This window comes from Polaromonas sp. 39-63-25 (genome assembly GCF_002278925.1).
In the GTDB taxonomy this organism is placed as follows: domain Bacteria; phylum Pseudomonadota; class Gammaproteobacteria; order Burkholderiales; family Burkholderiaceae_C; genus Polaromonas.
Map to the genome: position 1 here is coordinate 15,023 of NZ_NCJH01000006.1, position 16,709 is coordinate 31,731.

Annotated in this window: 20 protein-coding genes and 1 pseudogene; 14 read left to right on the forward strand and 7 right to left on the reverse strand. The window is 65.0% G+C overall.

Annotated elements, in window-relative coordinates:
* Positions 1-279 precede the first annotated feature (279 nt).
* Positions 280-1,446, forward strand: coding sequence for an MFS transporter (locus B7X65_RS06640; protein ID WP_293593511.1), 1,167 nt, complete (start codon positions 280-282; stop codon positions 1,444-1,446).
* Between the two features lie 11 nt (positions 1,447-1,457).
* Entirely contained in the window at positions 1,458-2,123 is a 666-nt protein-coding gene (locus B7X65_RS06645; protein ID WP_293593512.1) for a DsbA family protein, read from the forward strand.
* Here B7X65_RS06645 and B7X65_RS06650 read toward each other — a convergent pair.
* The gene (locus B7X65_RS06650; RefSeq protein WP_293593513.1) at positions 2,120-2,593 is read right to left on the reverse strand and encodes a Cd(II)/Pb(II)-responsive transcriptional regulator; all 474 of its coding nucleotides are present in this window, start codon (positions 2,591-2,593) and stop codon (positions 2,120-2,122) included. The two genes, B7X65_RS06645 and B7X65_RS06650, sit on opposite strands and share 4 nt — an antisense overlap.
* 70 nt (positions 2,594-2,663) lie before the next feature.
* On the opposite strand from B7X65_RS06650, the gene B7X65_RS06655 reads away from it, so the two are divergent.
* The 10 genes from B7X65_RS06655 (at position 2,664) to B7X65_RS06700 (ending at position 9,340) form a co-directional block, all read left to right on the forward strand.
* Complete coding sequence (locus B7X65_RS06655; protein ID WP_293594092.1) at positions 2,664-3,302, forward strand: cation transporter; 639 nt, start codon at positions 2,664-2,666, stop codon at positions 3,300-3,302.
* Positions 3,299-3,679: a DUF3703 domain-containing protein gene (locus tag B7X65_RS06660; RefSeq protein ID WP_293593514.1), complete on the forward strand. Its 381-nt coding sequence runs from the start codon at positions 3,299-3,301 to the stop codon at positions 3,677-3,679. Before B7X65_RS06655 ends, B7X65_RS06660 begins: the two co-directional genes overlap by 4 nt.
* A 30-nt stretch (positions 3,680-3,709) precedes the next feature.
* Positions 3,710-4,150, forward strand: coding sequence for a hypothetical protein (locus B7X65_RS06665; protein WP_293593515.1), 441 nt, complete (start codon positions 3,710-3,712; stop codon positions 4,148-4,150).
* Between the two features lie 111 nt (positions 4,151-4,261).
* The gene (locus B7X65_RS06670; protein WP_293593516.1) at positions 4,262-4,576 is read left to right on the forward strand and encodes a hypothetical protein; all 315 of its coding nucleotides are present in this window, start codon (positions 4,262-4,264) and stop codon (positions 4,574-4,576) included.
* An 8-nt stretch (positions 4,577-4,584) separates the two neighbouring features.
* On the forward strand, positions 4,585-6,003 hold the full coding sequence (locus B7X65_RS06675) for a TolC family protein (protein ID WP_293593517.1): 1,419 nt from the start codon (positions 4,585-4,587) through the stop codon (positions 6,001-6,003).
* Between the two features lies 1 nt (position 6,004).
* Positions 6,005-7,423, forward strand: a complete 1,419-nt coding sequence (locus tag B7X65_RS06680; RefSeq protein ID WP_293593518.1) for a copper oxidase — start codon at positions 6,005-6,007, stop codon at positions 7,421-7,423.
* Positions 7,424-7,437: 14 nt separating this feature from the next.
* Positions 7,438-8,025: a periplasmic heavy metal sensor gene (locus B7X65_RS06685; RefSeq protein ID WP_293593519.1), complete on the forward strand. Its 588-nt coding sequence runs from the start codon at positions 7,438-7,440 to the stop codon at positions 8,023-8,025.
* 18 nt (positions 8,026-8,043) lie between these two features.
* Complete coding sequence (locus B7X65_RS06690; protein WP_293593520.1) at positions 8,044-8,544, forward strand: cupredoxin family protein; 501 nt, start codon at positions 8,044-8,046, stop codon at positions 8,542-8,544.
* 20 nt (positions 8,545-8,564) lie between these two features.
* Positions 8,565-9,032: a DUF411 domain-containing protein gene (locus tag B7X65_RS06695; RefSeq protein ID WP_293593521.1), complete on the forward strand. Its 468-nt coding sequence runs from the start codon at positions 8,565-8,567 to the stop codon at positions 9,030-9,032.
* A 20-nt stretch (positions 9,033-9,052) separates the two neighbouring features.
* Positions 9,053-9,340 (forward strand): copper-binding protein, encoded by a 288-nt coding sequence (locus tag B7X65_RS06700; protein WP_293593522.1) that lies wholly within the window; start codon positions 9,053-9,055, stop codon positions 9,338-9,340.
* 306 nt (positions 9,341-9,646) lie between these two features.
* On the opposite strand, the gene B7X65_RS06705 is transcribed toward B7X65_RS06700, so the two are convergent.
* From B7X65_RS06705 to B7X65_RS06730, 6 genes and pseudogenes are all read right to left on the reverse strand, one after another.
* Positions 9,647-10,681, reverse strand: a complete 1,035-nt coding sequence (locus B7X65_RS06705) for a cytochrome D1 domain-containing protein (protein ID WP_293593523.1) — start codon at positions 10,679-10,681, stop codon at positions 9,647-9,649.
* A gap of 91 nt (positions 10,682-10,772) precedes the next feature.
* Positions 10,773-11,075, reverse strand: a pseudogene (locus B7X65_RS06710) (SRPBCC family protein); the annotation flags it as partial.
* Complete coding sequence (locus B7X65_RS06715) at positions 11,029-11,178, reverse strand: hypothetical protein (protein WP_293594114.1); 150 nt, start codon at positions 11,176-11,178, stop codon at positions 11,029-11,031. The pseudogene B7X65_RS06710 and the gene B7X65_RS06715, both read right to left, overlap by 47 nt.
* Before the next feature lie 48 nt (positions 11,179-11,226).
* Positions 11,227-11,475 (reverse strand): DUF2933 domain-containing protein, encoded by a 249-nt coding sequence (locus B7X65_RS06720; RefSeq protein WP_293593524.1) that lies wholly within the window; start codon positions 11,473-11,475, stop codon positions 11,227-11,229.
* Between the two features lie 12 nt (positions 11,476-11,487).
* Positions 11,488-11,937, reverse strand: a complete 450-nt coding sequence (locus B7X65_RS06725) for a hypothetical protein (protein ID WP_293593525.1) — start codon at positions 11,935-11,937, stop codon at positions 11,488-11,490.
* Between the two features lie 176 nt (positions 11,938-12,113).
* Positions 12,114-12,554, reverse strand: coding sequence for a hypothetical protein (locus B7X65_RS06730; protein ID WP_293593526.1), 441 nt, complete (start codon positions 12,552-12,554; stop codon positions 12,114-12,116).
* Between the two features lie 380 nt (positions 12,555-12,934).
* Here B7X65_RS06730 and B7X65_RS06735 point away from each other — a divergent pair, with 380 nt between their 5' ends.
* Both B7X65_RS06735 and B7X65_RS06740 read left to right on the forward strand, forming a co-directional pair.
* Positions 12,935-15,634, forward strand: coding sequence for an HAD-IC family P-type ATPase (locus B7X65_RS06735; protein WP_293593527.1), 2,700 nt, complete (start codon positions 12,935-12,937; stop codon positions 15,632-15,634).
* Positions 15,631-16,638, forward strand: a complete 1,008-nt coding sequence (locus B7X65_RS06740) for a sodium:calcium antiporter (RefSeq protein ID WP_293593528.1) — start codon at positions 15,631-15,633, stop codon at positions 16,636-16,638. Before B7X65_RS06735 ends, B7X65_RS06740 begins: the two co-directional genes overlap by 4 nt.
* The last annotated feature ends 71 nt before the right edge of the window (positions 16,639-16,709 follow it).

A 16,709-nucleotide genomic window follows, 5' to 3' on the forward strand; every position in this document is an offset into this window, starting at 1 on the left:
GTCACGTCTTCGCTCCCCTCCTGCCCTCCAATGACGTGTGGCAGCCCGGCCGCGTCGGCGAAACGATGTGACCGTACCGTCCGGTGCAGGACCGCGCTCAAGCGGCGCGCGTTTGCCGCCATCCGGGCACAATCAGCGAATAACCAGACGGCAGTCACTCTGTTTTTGATAGCAGTCTGCGTCCGTCTGTATTGGGCTAAGGCCCTGTTTTATTGATTATTTCCAGCACCTGCCCCGTGTACGTCAAACGCCCGGGTGCTGTCTGCCCACCTGCATCCCATGCCGCCTGTTCTTTATCTCTTCGCCCTGTGCAACCTGGTCATCGGCAGTGGCGCGTTTGTGCTGGGCGGCATTCTGGTGCCGCTGAGCGAGTCGCTCCACGTCAGCCTGGCCGCAGCCGGCCAGGCCATGACGGCCTATGCGGTGTCCACCGCGCTGCTGGCGCCGGTCTTGATCATTGCCACCGCACGCTGGCCGCGCAAACGTGCCGTGCAGCTGGCGCTGGCCCTGTTCGCCGCCGGCTGCCTGGTGTGCGCGCTGTCGGGCAACCTCGTCATGCTGCTGCTGGGCCGGGTGCTGATGGGCGCCGGAGCGATGTTCAGCGCCGCGGCTTCAGCGCTGGCTGTCAGCCTGGTGGCGCCGGCACTGCGCGGCCGGGCCCTGTCCATCACCTTTCTGGGCATGAGCATCAGCTATGCGGTGGGCGTGCCGGTCGGTGCCTGGCTCGGCTTTGAATACGGCTGGCGCGTGCCGGTCTGGCTCTCGGCCGGCGCCAGCCTGGCGGCTCTGGTGGCGGCCAGCTGGCTGCTGCCCGCCAACATGGCTTCGGCCGGTGCCAATTTTGCCGGCTTCGGCGCGGCGGCGCGGCAACCGGCCGTGCTGCGCACCTGGCTGCGCACCCTGCTTTATTTCGTGGCGATTTTCAGCGTGTTTGCCTACATCGGTCCGGTGCTGCAGGCGCTCAACACCATGAGCTCGACGCAGCTGTCCATCACGCTGGCGGTGTTCGGCCTGGCCGGGGTGGCCGGCACGCTGTCGGGTGGCTGGGCCAACGACCGCTTCGGCTCACTACCGACCATGCGCGTTCAGCTGGCCGTGCTGGTGACCACCATGGCCGTGCTGCCGCTCACGCGTGGCCATCTGTACGCCACCATGGCGACACTCGTCGTCTGGGGCATTGCGGGTTTCGGCGTGATGGCGCCGCAGCAAAGCCGCCTGGCCGGCATGGCACCGGCCCAGGCGCCGCTGCTGCTGAGCCTGAACGGCTCCATGCTGTATGTGGGCACGGCACTGGGCGCCGTCATCAGCGGCGCCATGCTGGACCACCTTCACCTGTCGCAACTCGGCTGGGTCGGCGTGCCCTTCGGCCTGCTGGCGTTGCTGACGCTGGTTTTTGAACCCGCGCATGTGCGGCCCGTGGCCGACACCACTGCACACTCCGCCTGAAAGAACACGCCATGACCACACCCTCTTCCGCACTATCCCTGATCTACGTCGGCGACCCGATGTGTTCCTGGTGTTACGGCTTTGGCGTGCCGCTGGGGCAGTTGCTCGAACGTTTCCCCGAGCTGCCGGTGCAACTGGTGCTGGGCGGCCTGCGCGCCTACAACACGCAGGTGATGGACGCCGCGCTGAAAGACAAGCTGCGCAACGCCTGGGCAGAAGTCGGCAGGCGCTCCGGCCAGCCGTTTTCACAGGCGCTGTTCGAGCGCGAGGATTTCATCTACGACACCGAGCCGGCCTGCCGCGCGGTCGTCACGGTGCGCCAGCATGCGCCGGCGATGGCCCTGCACATGTACCACGCGATCCAGCAGGCCTTTTATGCCGAAGGACGCGACGTCACCAAGGCAGCGGTGCTCGGTGAAATCTGGGACGAGGTGCATGGCCGCAGCAAGGAAGCCTGGGGCCACATTGATTTTTTGCGCGACTTCGAGAGTGAAGCCATGCGCCAGCAGACAAGAGACGATTTTGCGCAGGCGCAGCGCTGGGGCATACGCGGCTTTCCGGCATTGCTGGCCGTGCGTGATGGCCAGGCCCAGTTGCTGGCCAGCGGCTACACCGAGGCCGATGTGCTCATCGAGCGACTGGCACCACTGGCCAACCCGCCGGACGACACACCCTAGACATGGCGCTTTTTCGGCGCCGGTTCCGCCGGGACCGAGGCCTGCGCATCGGCCAGCTCGTGCAGCGCTTCGATGATGTGGCAGTGGGCGTCGGTTCCGTCGCAGCGGTTGCGCAGCGCCTTGAGGTCTTTTTCCAGCGCCTTCAATTCCGCCAGCCGCGCGCGCACATGGCCCAGGTGCCCGTCCAGCGCGCCGCGTGCGGCCGCGCAATCGGTCTTGTTGTTCAGGTCCAGCCCCAGCAGGGTACGCACCTCGGCCAGCGACATGTCCATGGCCCGGCACAGGCGGATAAAACGCAGCTGATGCACGTCGCCTTCGCTATACAAACGATAGCTGTTGTCGCCCCGTCCGAGCGGGCTGAGCAGGCTTTCCTTCTCATAAAACCGGATGTTCGCGGGGCTGACGCCGCTTTGCCGCGCGGCTTCACCGATCTGGTAACCCCTGGGCGCGGAGGGACTTGATACAGGCATCGCTTGACCTTGAAGTGACTTGAGGGTTTCCAATCATGCCATCAACCCGATGTTTCTGGAGAACCCCTCGATGTCTGCCCACTGCTGCGACCACGACGCCACCGCCGCCCAAGCCAACAGCCCGCGCTACCGGAAAATTCTCTGGATCGCGCTGCTCATCAACTTCGCCATGTTTGCGCTGGAAATTGCGGCGGGCTTTCGCTCCGGCTCGGTGTCGCTGCTGGCCGATGCCATCGACTTTTTCGGCGATGCCGCCAACTACGGCGTGAGCCTGGCGGTGTTGTCCCTGGGCCTGGTCTGGCGTGCTCGCGCGGCGCTGCTGAAGGCTTCCAGCATGCTGGCCTTCGGCGTGTTTGTGCTGGTGCGGGCATGGTGGGCGGCCAGCCAGGGCGGTACGCCCGAGGCCTTGACCATGGGCGCGATCGGCCTGCTTGCCCTGATCGCCAATGTGTCGGTCGCTGCCCTGTTGTATGCGTACCGGGAAGGGGATGCCAACATGCGAAGCGTCTGGCTGTGCTCGCGCAACGACGCCATCGGCAACCTGGCCGTGATGCTGGCCGCGCTCGGCGTGTTCGGGACCCAGAGCGCCTGGCCCGACCTGGCGGTGGCGGCGGTCATGGCCAGCCTGGCCATCTGGGGCGGCTGGTCGGTGATGCAGCAGGCGCGGCGCGAGTTGCAGGCCGGCCGCTTGTCCCAAAAGCCGGTATGAACAACCTCACGCCCGCGCAGCGCCGCCGGCTTTTCATGGCGCTGATGCGCAGTTTCAGCACGGCCGACTCTGCAGACGTCGCTGATCGCTGGGCCTGGCTCGAAGCCGCGCATGTGGTCGGGCAGCAGCAATTCGCCCTGCACTGGGCCTCGCATACGGCGATGCTGCGCTTCGCGCTGCAAACCCGGGACTTGGGCGAGGCAGCGGGGCAGGTGCAGCGCCTGGCCCTGGTCCCGCTGGGCCACCTCCTGCGGCGCCTGCCCGCCGGCAACAGCGACCGCGCCACCGTCAGCGCGTTGGCGCCCATGCCGGTTGATGCGCGTTTGAGCCGGCTGATCCGGCAGGCTGCCGAGATGGCCGAATCGCGTTGCTTTTGAACTTTCCGCCTGCCGCCGTATCATCTACCTATGCGCCGTCCCTTGTTCATTGCCATGATCTTCCTGCTGCTCCTGCGCGGCTGGGTGGGCGATGCCATGGCCACTGGCATGGCCGCCGGCCATCTGCAACAAGTTTCTCCCGCTACAGAATCAGTAGCTGCGCACGCCCATGAATCATGGGCTGACGACCATTTTGACCATGACATGGCAATGGAGCCGGCAGCATCCATGACGCATTCGGCGACTCCTCCGGATTGCGCAGGACACGCCTCCGGCCAGACTTCCGACCCCATGGGCGCCACCGGGCACTGCGACTCCTGCGCCGCCTGCCAGGCCTGCAACACGGTGGCGCTGTCGCCGGTGACAGCCAGCACTGCCTCCCTTGCCGTTTCCCCTGCACTGCCGCACTCGCCGGCCGCGCAATTTGCCAGCGCCTTCGCGACGCTGGGCCAAAAACCACCCATTTCCTGACCTCCAGGCCCGTAGTGGGTCTGTACTTGTCATCCGGCACGGGCAGCCTGCCCTTTTTGCCGGATTCGCGCGATTTTTCCTATCGCCCCGCTTGTCCCTCAGGAGATTTTTGTGACCTTCCGTATCCTTTTTTGCATGCTGCTCCTGCCGCTGGGCAGCGTCCATGCGCAGGGCGCACCGGCCCCGCAGGCCGCCGACCCCGCGGCGCCCGTGCCGACGGTGAGCTACCGCTCCGTGTTTGCCGACCTGCCCACCGGCGTGGAAGCTGGCCGGGAGGACTGGAAAAAAGCCAACAACGACGTCGGCCGCTTCACGCGCGGCCATATCGACATCCTCAAGTCGGAGCAGCAGCAGGCAGCGCCAGCGGCCCCTGCGGCCACGCCGGATACCGCCCCACCTGCGGCGGCCCATCCCTACAAACATTGAGCTTCACCATGCTTTCATTCCAGAAATCCGCAACGGCCCTGCTGGCGGTCGCGACACTGGCCGGCTGTGCCAGCCTGTCGCCCGACGGCAACCAGACGGACATCAACACCCTGACCGCCGGCAAGACAGCGGGCATCAACGCGCCGGTCGGGCGCGGCGACAGCGCAGAAACCCGCGACGCGGTGACCCGGCTGCTGGCCGGGCCGCTGACCACCGAATCGGCCGTGCGTATTGCGCTGCTGAACAACCCGGGCATCCATGCTTCCATGGCCACGCTGAACATCAGCGATGCCGACCGTGTGCGCGCCGGCACGCTGCCGAACCCGCATTTCTCGATTGGCCGTTTCGTCGAAGGCAGCAAGGTGGAGATCGAGCGCGGCATCGGCTTCAATGTCATCGGCCTGCTCACCCTGCCCTGGCGCGCCAAATACCAGAACCAGCAGCATGAGGTGGCCAAACTGCAGGCGGCGCAGGAGGTCGTCAAACTCGCATCTGACACGCGCAAAGCCTGGATCAACGCCGTCGCCGCCCAACAGACCGCCAGCTACATGAAAGATGCCAAGGAAGCAGCCGAGGCCAGCGGTGAACTGGCCCGGCGCCTGGCACGTGTGGGCAACTGGAGCAAGCTGAACCAGGCGCGCGAGCAGGCCTTTGTTGCCGATGCCGCAGCGCAGCTGGCACGCAGCCAGAACGCAGCTTATGCCGCACGCGAAAAACTCATACGCCTGATGGGCCTGTGGGGTGCACAGACGCAGTTCACGCTCAGCGAGCGCTTGCCGGATCTTCCGAAAACCATTGCCGACATGCCGGACATCGAGGCTAGAGCCCTGCGCGATCGCCTCGACGTGCGCGCCAGTGTGGCGCAGGCAGGCTACGTCGCCGACAACATGGGCTTGACCCGCAGCACAGGCTTCATCAACGCCCTCGATGCCAAATACTCACGCAACACCACCTTTGACAACGCCACCGGCGACAAGGAGATCAAGCGCGGCTGGGAGCTGGAGTTGCCACTGCCGATTTTTGACTGGGGCGGCGCCAGCAACGCACGCGCGCAGGGCCAGTACATGCAGTCGGTCGCGCGTGTGCGCGAGACGGCCATCCAGGCCCGCTCCGAGGCGCGCGAAAGTTACCACGCCTGGCGCACCGCGCATGACCTGGCGCTGCATTACCGCAACGAGGTCGTGCCGCTGCGCAAGTTCATCAACAACGAGCTGCTGCTGCGCTACAACGGCATGCTCTCCAGCGTGTTCGAGCTGCTGGCCGATACGCGCACCAGCATCACGGCGGTCAACGCCAGCATCGAGGCGCAGCGCGACTTCTGGCTGGCCGATACCGACCTGCAAACCACACTGACAGGGACCTCCGCCGGCATGGCGCCCCTGGCCGCCGGCGCTGCTGCCGGCAGCAGCGACGCCAAAGGACATTGACATGAACATCAACAACGAACGCAGACGATTTTTTGCCGGCGCAGCCGCTGCCACAGCGACTGCGGTGGCCGCCAGCGCGGTCAGCCGCGTTGCCATGGCTGCCCTGCCCGAGCCGGTGCTGCAGGGCAAACCCGACACCATGCCGCCGCTGGTCCCCAGCACCGGCCGGCCCTACAACCCGGTGGTCACGCTCAACGGCTGGACGCTGCCCTGGCGCATGAATAGCGGCGTCAAGGAGTTTCACCTGGTGGCCGAGCCGGTGGTGCGCGAGATGGCGCCCGGTTTCAAGGCCAACATGTGGGGCTACAACGGGCAAAGCCCCGGCCCGACCATCGAGGTGGTGGAAGGCGACCGCGTGCGCATTTTTGTCACCAACAAGCTGCCCGAACACACCAGCGTGCACTGGCACGGTCAACGCCTGCCCAATGGCATGGACGGCGTCTCAGGCCTGACGCAGCCGGCCATTCCGGTCGGCAAGACTTTTGTCTACGAGTTTGTCGCGCGGCGGCCCGGCACCTTCATGTACCACCCGCACGCCGACGAGATGACACAGATGGCCATGGGCATGATGGGTTTCTGGATCACCCACCCGAAGGCGAAACACCCGCTGATCGACGAGGTGGACCGCGACTTCGTGTTCCTGCTCAACGCCTACGACATTGACCCCGGCAGCATGACACCCAAGATCATGACCATGACGGACTTCAACCTGTGGTCGTGGAACAGCCGGGTCTTTCCGGGCATCGACACGCTCAATGTGCGCAAGGGCGACAAGGTGCGCATACGCATGGGCAACCTGACCATGACCAACCACCCCATCCACCTGCACGGCCACGAGTTCATGGTCACCGGCACCGACGGCGGGCCCACGCCGAAATCGACACGCTGGTACGAGGTCACCACCGACGTCGCGGTAGGCCAGATGCGGCAGATCGAGTTTCTGGCAGACGAGGAAGGCGACTGGGCCTTCCACTGCCACAAGAGCCACCACACCATGAACGCCATGGGCCACGATGTGCCGACCATGATAGGTGTGGACCACCGCGGCCTGATCAAGAAGCTGCAGAAGGCCGTGCCCGACTACATGGTCATGGGCGAACGCGGCATGGCCGACATGGGCGAGATGGAGATGGAAATCCCCGAAAACACCGCCCCCATGATGACCGGCACCGGCCCCTTCGGCCCGGTCGAAATGGGCGGCATGTTCAGCATGCTCAAGGTGCGCAAAAACCAGAAACCCGGTGACTACAAGGACCCGGGCTGGTACAAGCACCCGGCCGGTACCCAGGCCTATGAATGGACGGGCGCATTGCCCGACGCGACGCGGCCACGTCTTGGCAGCAAGGCCATGCCGGCGACCTCACCGGGCCCCGTGACACAGGTCCAGATCCGCAAACCTTCCGGCCATGCCGGCCACTGATTCAAAGAACACCCATGACGACACGTTTTACTCTCAAATTGATAGCTGCCAGCGCTTTATTGGTGGGGGCTGGAGGCACATTTGGCCAACATGTTCACGCGCCCACGCACAATGCCAGCCCTTATGCCGGCCAGCAGACCCGGGAGATCAAGACCCTCTCGTCTGCCCAGACCGCCGACCTGCTCGCCGGCAAGGGGATGGAGCTGGCCAAGGCCGCCGAACTCAACGGCTACCCCGGGCCCATGCACACGCTGGAGCTGGCCGCGCAACTCGAACTGAGCGCTGAGCAGAAGCAGGCCAGCGAAGCGCTGATGAACCGCCACAAGGCGGAGGCCCGAGACCTGGGCGCGCAACTGGTGCAGGCCGAACGTGCGCTGGACCAGGCTTTTGCGTCGCGCCAGATCGATGCGACCCGGCTGGCGGCCCACACCGACAGCACAGGCCGGTTGCAGGCCTTGCTGCGCAAGTCGCACCTGGACACCCATCTGCAGCAAACCGCGCTGCTGACACCGACGCAGATCTCCCGTTATGCGCAACTGCGCGGTTATGCCGGGCCTGCCGACAACGCAGCGCCGGCCGCCGCCTCCACCCACAAGCACTGATTTGAAAGAGACATGTTCATGAAAAAATTTCACCCTCTCCTCGCCGCGCTGCTGCTCGCGGGCACCACCACCTTGAGCCTTGCCCATGGAGACGATCCGAAAACGCACAAGGCAGCTGCAGCCATCAAGGAGCAGAAGGAATGGGGCATCGCAGGTGACGCCAGATCGGTCACGCGCACCGTGACCCTGACCATGGACGACAACATGCGTTTCACGCCCGACAAGCTGGACTTCAAGCAGGGCGAGACCGTGCGTTTTGTCATCCGCAACAAAGGCAAGCTGCTGCACGAGCTGGTCATCGGCACGAAAAAGGAGCTCGATGAACATGCTGCCCTGATGCTGAAGTTTCCCACCATGCAGCACGATGAACCTTACATGGCCCACGTCGGCGCTGGCAAGCGCGGTGGCCTGATCTGGACCTTCAACCGCGCCGGCGAGTTCGACTTTGCCTGCCTGATCGCCGGCCACTACCAGGCGGGCATGATCGGCAAGATCAGTGTCACCGCGGCATCCCGTTAAACATCACTCCAGGAGAAATCATGCAAAGAAGATTTTTTATTCAAACCGTGGTCAGCCTCGCCGGCACTTCCCTGCTGGCGCCTGCATTGATGGCCCAGACCCGGCCGCAGGTCGAAGTCTGGAAAGACCCCAACTGCGGTTGCTGCAAGGACTGGGTGATCCACATGGAAGCCAACGGTTTCGATGTCAAGGTCCACGACAGCGGCAACGCCGCTGCGCGCAAGCGGCTGGGCGTGCCCGACAAGCTCGGCTCCTGCCACACCGCACTGATCGGCGGCTACGCCATCGAAGGCCATGTGCCGGCACGCGAGGTGCATCGCCTGCTCAAGGAACGCCCGGTTGCCGTCGGTCTGTCGGTACCCGGCATGCCGGTCGGCTCGCCCGGCATGGATGGCGCCATTTACGGCAACCGAAAGGACCCGTATGACGTGGTGCTCATCAGCCGCAGCGGGACGACCCGCGTTTATCAAAGTTATCACCGCGCCTGAGCGCATTCAAGGGAATTGACATGAAACACTTCACCACACTGATCGCCACCCTCGTGACCTCGGCCGCGTTCGCGCAGGCCGCCCTGCCCGTCTCTGAAGCCGAAGTCCGCAAGGTCGACAAGGACGCCGGCAAGATCACCCTCAAACACGGCGAAATCAAGAACCTGGACATGCCGCCGATGAGCATGGTGTTCCAGGTCAAGGACAAGGCCCTGCTCGACAAGGTCCAGGCCGGCGACAAGGTCAGCTTCACGGCCGACAAGGTCAACGGTGCCTATACGGTGATGTCGATCGAGCCGGCCAAATAGACACGAGCTCGAGGCCAGCGAGTGCCGGAAAGCCGTATTCGCATTGGCAGGATTGATACGGGTCTTCAGTGGCGTGCTGCAATGGCGCAACCGGTTTGCGCCCTGCCCACTCGGTCCGGCGCTGCGCCGAGCCTGCATGCGCACCCGGAAAGTTTCACCCCGGGTATAGGGTGTGAGCGCGGTGATCTATCTCCCGGGTGGCTGGTTTGCATTCATTCAGCCGTGGCTGGACACGTTCTGACTGTGCTACCTGCGACCCGCTTTCTCACAGGTCACGCATCAGCCCTGAAATCCGGCCCAGGCACGTCACGGTCTCACGCTGACCCCGTTGGGCCCTTTGCCAACGAGTACGGTTGCCACCACACTGCGCTTCCTGATATCGATCACCGACATGGATCCAGCGTAGGTGTTCGTGATGTACGCGTACCGTCCTTCCCGGTCCATCGCCACGCCGTGGCTGCCGGATCCGGTTTCAACGGTCTTGACCACCTCGAAACTTCCCAGATCAATCATGCTGACGGTCTTTCCGGGTTTTTTGCGCGTGCCCTGGTTGGCAACAAGCAAGGTGGTGGAATCCGGCGTTGCGAACAACTGAATGGGGACCGTTCCGACGGCGATCCTGCGCAAGACCTTGCGGGTGGCAGGATCGATCACCGCAACCGCGTTTTCCACGGACAGTGAAACAAAAGCCAGACGCCCGTCGGGTGTGAACCCAACCTGGGCAGGGCCTTTGCCCACCGGTATTTGCGTCACTTCTTTTTGACTGGCCGTATCCACCACGGATACCGTGCCCCCCTTGAGGTTTGCCACATAGGCCTGCGTGCCGTCCGGGCTGAATCGAATGCCGTGGGGAAATTTCCCGACCGCTATCGTTGACACCGGGCGTTGCGTCGAGGCGTCTATCACGCTCACCGTGTTGTCGCCGCCGTTGGTGACGTAGGCAAAGCGGCCATCCGGTGTCAGCACAACATGCGCTGGATGCAAGCCTACCCCTACTTTCGAAACCACCGCATCGGTCGCGGTATCAATCACCCAGACGGCACCAACACCCATGGCCTGATGTTCGTCCTTGCCCATGCCTTGATGCGCAGCAGCATCTGCGACAGGCTCCCCATTGTTGGTCACCCACAGCCGCGTGCCATCCGGTGAGACTTGCACGTTGTGCGGCTTTGCGCCTACACGCACCTTGGCGAGCGTCTTGAACGACGCAGCGTCCAGCACGCTGACCGTGTCGGCCTCCTCGTTCGCTACATACACCTTGTCTGCCGCCAAGCAGACACCCGCGACACCCCATCCTGACAGCATTGCCGCCATCACCAGCCAGTTTCTGATTCCAGACATGATTACTCCTTGTTAAAAATCCCGTTGCATCCCGGGCCATGCGTGTCACGCACCACTCTGCGTAAGCTTGGCCCAGGAGTTTTCCCAGCCAGCGCCCTGCCAGGCCGGTTGGAGCGCTGTAGTCAATCCAGACACGCAAGCGGGTACCGGTGGCAGCCGGGGAAAGTTCGAATCCCATGCGGTACCGTCCGATCACCAGCACGCGCGGCTGATCGCGCGTTTCCCAGGTTCTCCGGACAGGAGGCTCATAGTGGGTAACAGCTTCCTCCACATGCAAAGACACACCGAGAACCCGGCCTGTCATGCGTATCACTGATCCGACCGCCTGGCCCCGCTGGCTGTCGAACTCAGTTTTCATCGTTGCGCCCGCCATCATGAGAGACCGTTTCTCCATGTGCGCGGACAGCCGTCTGATCGTCCAGCCACGCGAAGACGGCTGCGGAATCTGCGGCAATCCCGACCAGCGCTTCCCGATGAAGCTGGAACGGTGCACTCATGCACGGTTGCTCCGCGGGCCATGGTGATGCGTGTTCAGTCCCATCCCCTTAACCCGCACCTTGGTTCGTGCGCTCCGGCTCGTCTCGCCGATGCTTATGGCCGCCATGGCCGTGTCCATGCATCAGGTGCATCAGCGGGCAGGCCAGCAAAAGCAGGTACGGCCAGTAGCCCAGGACATGGCCCCAGTGCTCACGCAGCAGGTAGAAGCCGGCAATCAGGGCGGCCGTTGCGACCGCCATGCCGGCAGGGCGACGCCAGAACGAAGGCGCCTGTCGATCATTGTCAAACGGGTCCATGATGACTCTCCTTCAAAGTAGCCAGCGAAAAATACGGGGGGCGGATTCACCCGGTCGCACAATCCTGAGTTCAATCACGCCCGGTCGTGGCGCCGGAACATCGAAGGTCAACACCCCTTCGCGGTGATGGCCGCCGGCTGGTGCGCCCTGCCAGCTCGAAGGCTTGAATGTGCGTCCCTCGTCGGTCGCCAGGGTGGCGCTGCGGGTCAGGTCATCGCTCAGGTCAGCACTGTGCGTATCCAGCACAACCATGAACTCCCACCGGCTGTCCGGGCTTCCGAACGACTTCGGGGTCACCTTGATCGTCACGCCCTGATCGCTCGTCGACCGTGTGGCCATCCCTTCAGGACTTGCCTGAGCCATCACACCCCAAGGCACTGTCGCCAGCACAAGGCCAGCGCAGGTCAGCGCACCAGCGAACAAGCTACGCCGACTCAATGGGCAGTCTCGTGTGTCAAACATGTCGATCTCCTCAGGAAATAATCTGTGCTGAAAATGCGGCGTACTGGCGTAAAGTAAACGCAGGCGTAGGCGCAACGCGCGTCCCCAAGCCCAATCACCTGGAGATGGCGCCCTGGAACGGAAGTGGACGGCAGGTATGCGGAGCGCGAGGTTCCGGGCCAGCCGTCAGAAGGCGGCTAAAGTGCCAGCCGTGAATAGCGGACCCGGATGGGCCGCTCGGGTAAGGCGGGCTGGACGTCGTCCATTCGCCAAGTCGTCGGAGCAACAGGCGTTGCCGCTGTCCAGAGAATTGACATGAGAGGCGCCGGGCCAGGATCTGCCTGGGTCGCCGTCAAGTCCCGCTTGGGCAAGGAATGCGCGCCATCGTCGCAGGCCTTCAGGCACGGGGCCTTGGCAACATGCGAGTCGTCGTGGTCAGCCACAACGCCCGCATGACCTGCGGAGACAAGGGGGGCCTGCACGGTTTCGGATAATTCGAAGGGTGCAGCGTGGGTGTGCGTGACGCGCGCTTCCAGCAAGCACGCATTGGCAACCCCTGAAACCAGCGCAAACAGCCACCCCAGCAACACCAGGAATGCGGTGCGGCGTTTGGTACGGGTGTTGAGAGAAAGCTTCATGGAGGTACAGGTTTCGATTCGTTCATGCTACCGGGGTCCCGCGATGGCTGATTGATATGCATCAAACAGTTGAGGCATGTGGGTACGTCCCTCCGCTGCCACCCTGCGGGATTCTTGTGCACATTCCTGCCCGGCTTTTGCGTTTTCGTGCAGGCGAGACCGAGACCGTTCGATCCATCGAACCCCCACATGATGTCGCCATGCAAACAGCCATACGTCCTGCGGTGCAGCCTCGGCCGCTGATCGGCGGCGTGATCACCGCAATGGCACGGGGCTTGATGTAACGCAAGCGGCAGGCCATCCCGTTCGCCGAGGCTGCGGCTTGCGGGCCGGGGTGGCCGATTTTTGCGCTACCCTGACGGCAACAACCTGCCCTTCCCATGACCGCCAAGACCCTCTCCTCACACAGCGGGCCTGCGCCCGCCTCTCCACTGTGGCATGCCTTGCCGGCCGGCGAGGTCCTGGCCCAGCTGGCTTGCGACCCCGCCGTCGGGCTCAGCGCCGCAGACGTGGAGCAACGACGCGCGCGCGAAGGCGCCAATACCCTGCCCGAAGCGCAGCGCCGCTCGATGCTGGCCGTGTTTGCGCGCCAGTTCAGGAGCCCGCTGATCTACATTCTGTTTGCCGCCGCGGTCCTGGCGGTTGCGATGGCGCATTACGGCGACGCCGTGGTCATCCTGGCCGTGGTGCTGGTCAATGCCGTGGTCGGCACCTTCCAGGAAGGCCGCGCGGAACGCTCGATGGCCTCGTTGCGCCGGCTGGCGGCGCTGCGGGTGCGGGTGTTACGCGACGGGCAGGAGGCATTGGTCGAGGCGCGTGAGCTGGTGCCGGGCGATCTGCTGCTGCTGGCCGCCGGCGACGCGATTGGTGCCGACGCCAGGCTGATCGAGGAAGCCCAGTTGCAGGTCGCCGAGGCCGCACTGACCGGCGAGTCGGTTCCGGTCAGCAAGGCGGTGGCGCCACTGGCCGAGTCCACCGGGCTGGCGGACCGCCGCAACATGCTGTTCTCCGGCACCTATGCCACCGCCGGCCGCGCGCGCGCGGTGGTCGTGGCCATCGGCAGCCACACCGAAGTCGGCCGCATTGCCGGGCTGACCGAAACCGCAGCCGATCCCCAGACACCGCTGGAGCAGCGCATCGCGCAATTTGGCCGCGCGCTGGTCGTCGCCGCGCTGGTGCTTTTTGTCGCGGTGGTCGCGCTCGGGATGTTCCGGGATCTGCCGCTGGCCGATGTGCTGATGGTGGCCATCAGCCAGATGGTGTCCATGGTGCCCGAAGGCCTGCCGGTGGCCATGACCATTGCGCTGGCCGTCGGCATGCAGCGCATGGCGGGGCGCGGCGCCATCATCCGCCGCCTGTCGGCCGTCGAGACCCTGGGTTCGACCACCGTGATCTGCACCGACAAGACCGGCACACTGACACGCAACGAAATGACGGTCAGCGCCTTGTGGCTGCCCGGCGGGCTGGAGGTGTCCGTCAGCGGCACCGGCTATGCGCCCGAGGGCCGGTTGAGTTCCGATGATGCGGCCCTGCTGCCGCTGCTGCAGGCTGCCGCGCTGTGCAACGACGCGCAGCTGCTGCCACCCGAGGAGGCGCGCACGCAGTGGTCGGTGCTGGGCGACCCGACAGAAGGAGCGCTGAAGGTGCTGGCTGCCAAGGCGGGCATCAATCTGGAACAACTTGCCCGCGAGGCGCCGCGCGAGGCCGAACTGGCCTTCGATGCCGACACCCGCATGATGGCCACGCGCCATCGCTTCGCCGGCGCACCGCGCCGCGTGTTCATCAAGGGCGCGCCCGAAGTGCTGCTGCACCTGTGCGCGGCCGACGGAACGGCCGTGATCCACGCGGCCCGCGCGGCCGCAGACGCCATGGCCGCACGCGCGCTGCGGGTGCTGGCCTTTGCCGTGGTGGAAGACGATGTGCTGGACCCCGAGGCCGGTTTCGACGCGCTGGCCGGGCGCGCCCACCTGCTCGGCCTGGCCGGGCAGATCGACCCGCCGCGCGAGGAGGTCAAGGCCGCTGTCGCCGAATGCCGCGCGGCCGGCATCCGGCCCGTCATGGTGACCGGCGACCACAAACTCACCGGCCTGGCGATTGCCCGTGAGCTCGGCATCGCGCGTGACGGTGACCGTGCGGTGGACGGCGCCGAGCTCGAACGCATGAACGAGGCGGACCTGCGCGACGGGCTCGATCTCATTTCCGTCTTTGCGCGTGTGCATCCGGCGCAAAAGCTGCGCATCGTCGAAGCCCTGCAGGCACACGGCGAGGTGGTGGCGATGACCGGCGACGGTGTCAACGACGCACCGGCGCTGGCGCGCGCCGATGTCGGTGTGGCGATGGGCATCACCGGCACCGAGGTGGCCAAAAGCGCGGCCAAGATCATCATCACCGACGACAACTTCGCCACCATCGTCGGCGCGGTCGAGCAGGGGCGCGTGGTTTACGGCAACCTGAAAAAAGTCATCCTCTACCTGTTCGCAACCTCCATCGACGAGGTCGTGGTGCTGCTGCTGGCCCTGCTGGCCGACTACCCGCTGCCGCTGGCGGCGGTGCAGATCCTGTGGATCAACATCGTGACCGAGGGCACACTGACGGTGAACCTGGTGATGGACCCCCCCGACGGCGACGAGATGAAGCGCACACCGGTACCGCGCAACGACAGGCTGGTGGACCGCGCCATGCTGGGCCGGGTGCTGCTGATGTCGGCCACCGCCGTGCTGGTCACCTTCGGCTGGTTCGTCTGGCGGCTGGGGCAGGGCTTGCCGATTGAGCTGGTGCGTACCGAAACCTTCACCGTGCTGGCGATGTGCCAGTGGTTCAACGTGCTCAACTGCCAGTCGGCCACCCGCTCGGCATTCCGGCTGGGCCTGCTGAAAAACCCCTGGCTGCTCGGCGGCCTGGCCCTGAGCATCGCGCTGCAGGTGCTGGTGCTGTATGCCCCGTTCATGAACACCCTGTTCTACACGGTGCCGCTGGCGCCCGCCTCCCTGCTGCCCTTGCTGCTGCTGGCCAGCAGCGTGTTGTGGGCGGAAGAACTGCGCAAGTTCGTCGTTCGCCTGCGCCAGAAGCGGACCGCATGAGCCTGCTCGTACTCGTCCCGCAGTTCCTGCTGTGTGCGGTGCTGATCGCCGGCGCGGGTTATGTGTTGTGCCAGAGTGCCGACCAGATCGCCAAAGCCACCGGACTCACGGGCGGCTGGATGGGCCTGGCGCTGCTGGCCACCGTGACCTCGCTGCCCGAGCTGGCCTCGGGCATCAGCGCCGTCACGGTCATCAATGCGCCCAACCTGGCCGTAGGCAATGCGCTGGGCGCCTGCGTGTTCAACCTCGTGTTCCTGGTGGTGATCGATGCCTTGCAGCCGCGCCAGCCGATCTACCGCCATGCCAGCGCGGCGCACCTGCTGTCTGCCGCCTTTGGCGTGGTCATGCTGGGCTTTGTCGCCATGAGCCTGCTGCTGCCTGCCGCCACACCGGCCATGCTGCATCTGGGGCTGTACAGCCCGGTGCTGCTGGCGCTTTACCTGCTGGCGCTGCGCAGCGTCTTCGGACACGAGCAGTCGTTGCGGCAGAAGCCGGATCGCGATGCGACCTCCGGACCAACGCCGCCACTGAGGCGGCAGTGGATCCGCTTCGGACTCGCAGCGCTGGTGGTGCTGGCGGCCGGCAGCTGGCTGCCCGCCATCGCCGACCAGCTGGCCCAGGCCATGGGCTGGAGCCGCAGCTTTGTCGGCACGCTGTTCATGGCGCTGGTGACCACGCTGCCCGAAATCGCGGTCACGCTGTCGGCCCTGCGCCTGCGTGCGCTCGACATGGCCATCGGCAACCTGCTCGGCAGCAACCTGTTCAACGTGACCATTCTGGCGATCGACGACCTCTTTTACACCCGCGGCCCGCTGCTTGCCGACGCCGCACCCGTGCATGCGGGCACGGCGGTCGCCGCCGTGGTCATGAGCGGGCTGGTGATGATCGGGCTGGTGATGCGGCCCCAGGGGCGCGTATTGCGTTTTGCCAGCTGGGTCAGCGTGGGCCTGCTGGCCACCTACCTGCTCAATGCGGTGCTGGTGTTCCTGCACGGCGGCTCCTGACGCTATCAATAATCTAGCTGGCGGCGCAGATGGAAATTGGGCTGCAGCCTGTTTTTATGCTGAAAAGGACA